Raw genomic sequence first — 2,428 nt, forward strand, 5'->3', positions numbered from 1 at the left:
CATCCACAGCGTCCAGTCGCGGGGCTGTTGCGCGGCCACCACGTCCAGCTTCGCGTCCACGCCGCAGCGGCGTAACAGCAGCCAGAGGTTGCGCACCGCGTCGCCGTGGTCCGGCGAGTCGTGCGCGTAGGAGATGAACACGCGCACCCCGCTCGCCGCCCCCACCCCGGCATCCACCACGTTCCGCAACCCCCTGAGGCCGACACGAGCATGCCCGCGACCGCAGGGTAACGGTGGCGACGCAGGGACGGAACAGTCAGGTCCGGGCATGCGCGGACCTGACCGTCCGTCGGAGTGGCCGTGCCTCTGGCGGCTGTGTATCCGAGTATCCGAGGCGAGGCCAGGTATGGGCGTATGCGGACCGGGCCCGCCCCGGTTGCCCGGTATCCGGCCGTCCGGTGCCCGTTGGCTGGTGTTCGCCGCCGGTCCGGGGTAGCTGGTTGAATCGGTTCGTGAACGCCGAGCGTCCGACTCCCGGGCCTGCGGATGGGTGAGCGCACCGATGGCGGATCCGCCGATGCCGGGCTGGTCGCCGCGCTGACGGCGGTCGGCCGGCGGATCGTGGGGGAGCGGGAGCCAGCCGCCGCGGTCGTCCTCTCCGCCCGCCACGACAGGCTGCTGGTGCGTTACGGCGACGCCGTCCTCAAGGCCCACGCGCCGGGGACAGATCCGGCGCAGCTTGCGCTGCGGTTACGGCTGGCGGCCGATCCCCGGCTGAGCGACAGCCTGCTTGCGCCCCTGCCCATTCCGGGCGCGGACGCTCCAGGGCTGCTCACTCAGGCCCGCGGCCGGCTTGTCAGTGCCTGGCCGGTGGGCATACCCCTGTATCCGGAGGATCCCACGGCGGTGCCCGAGACGGCCGTCGACGATCTGCCGTGGGAGCAGGCGGCAGCCCTGCTCGCCCGGCTGCACGCGGTACCCCCGCGGGGGCCCGTCCCGCCGGCGAGGGTCCGCCGGGGCGTGGAGCGCGCGATGGCGAAGCTGTCCGGGCTGCCCGCCTCGGCCGGCAACGACCCTGCCGTGGGGGAGGTTCTTGCCGCGTACGCGACGCTCCCGCCCGGGGAAACGGCCGGTACCCACCGCGGGGCCGGGACCGGGCCTGGGCCTGGGCCCGGTGCCCGCCCGTGCTCGAGTCACACCCACACAGCTCGTACGACGCATACGACCCGCATGACCCACTACTCGACCCGGGTGCCCCCCACCCCCACAGCCGGGGGCGTACTCGTGCACGGGGACTGGCATCTGGGTCAACTGCTGCGGCTCGACGGCCAGGGGCTGCGGATCATCGATGTCGACGACCTCGGCGCCGGGGACCCGGTATGGGATCTCGCCCGGCCGGCCGCCTGGTACGCCGCCGGTGTGCTGGCGCCGGCGGCGTGGGGCCGGTTCCTGCGCGGGTACACGGCTGCCGGTGGTCGGGCCGTGCCGCCCGACGCCGACCCGTGGCCGGTGCTGGACGCCCCCGCCCGGGCGCTGGCCGTGGCGTACGCCGCGAACGCCGTGGCGGACAGCGTGCTCACCGGCGTCCCGCTCGACAGCGTCTCGCGGGCCTTCGTCGACTGCTGCCGGCGTATGCGCCGGCTGTGATCGATTGCTGGTGCGACACATGCTGGCTGTGTCGCGGCGGGTGTGGCGTGTCGCCGATCCACCCGTCGCGGCACCCGGACCTGACTGTTACGTCGGCCGATCCGTAGCGGAGCCGACTCATATCGATCGACCGGCCTGCCATCGGTCAACTCCCTTGTCGGCCGACTCGGTATCGGTTGACGGTGACAGGCGGTCTGTTTACGCTTTCGTGGCATTCCGGATGGCGGTTGGTGACAGAACTACGGCAGGCGGTCGGGGGACTGGCCCAAGCGTTCGGAGGAGAACGGATGCCATTGCGCGGCTATGGGGTGCTGGTCGGGCAGGTCGTCGACGAACGTGCCGAAGGCGGGACCGGCACCCCGCGTTACCAGATCCATTTACGGGCCGCTGGCGACGATTTCCGGATCGCGGTCAACGTGCTGTCCAGCCAGCAGCCGGCGGACCTGTTGTTCGTCGCCGACGAGGATTTCCGGCATCCGGTCCTGCGGCTGCTGCAGGCCCTTCCCGACGGCTTCACCACGCTTTCCAGCCGGCCCGGCGGACCGGCTCTGGACTACATCCGGGGCAACCTGTTCAACCGTCTCGACATGCGGCCGCTGCCGGCGACACAGCCCGGTCCGGACAACGACCTCGCCGACAGGCTCCACCGTTTCGTCATCCGTGCGATCGCGGATCCGGCGGCGCGGGTGTACGCGTTCGGGCAGCGCTGGGGGCCGGAGCCGAACACCCCTGACAAGATATTTGGTTTCCTGTCCGGCAACGGCATCCACGACGTTCACATGAACCAGGGCAACAGCGGGCGGTTCCGCGGCGACGACGGCGTATGGCACAATGGCGCTTA

2 protein-coding genes and 1 pseudogene are annotated in these 2,428 nt (G+C 71.6%); 2 read left to right on the forward strand and 1 reads right to left on the reverse strand.

The genetic code is table 11. The features are described 5' to 3' along the window. A pseudogene (locus tag CM1CMNOD_RS21630) lies at positions 1–180 on the reverse strand (hypothetical protein); the annotation flags it as partial. A gap of 306 nt (positions 181–486) precedes the next feature. Between CM1CMNOD_RS21630 and CM1CMNOD_RS08320 the strand changes: the two are divergent. Then, entirely contained in the window at positions 487–1,587 is a 1,101-nt protein-coding gene (locus tag CM1CMNOD_RS08320; RefSeq protein ID WP_013873229.1) for a phosphotransferase family protein, read from the forward strand. 287 nt (positions 1,588–1,874) lie between these two features. After that, positions 1,875–2,428 (forward strand): YukJ family protein (locus CM1CMNOD_RS08325; RefSeq protein WP_083828208.1); only part of this gene is annotated, 554 nt, incomplete at its 3' end.

The sequence above is a fragment of the Protofrankia symbiont of Coriaria myrtifolia genome, assembly GCF_900634755.1.
Lineage (GTDB): Bacteria > Actinomycetota > Actinomycetes > Frankiales > Frankiaceae > Protofrankia > Protofrankia coriariae.

What these genes read in the sequence shown, in the direction of transcription:
- CM1CMNOD_RS08320 (WP_013873229.1), top strand. Translation starts at nt 487, where the DNA reads ATGGGTGAGCGCACCGATGGCGGATCCGCCGATGCCGGGCTGGTCGCC.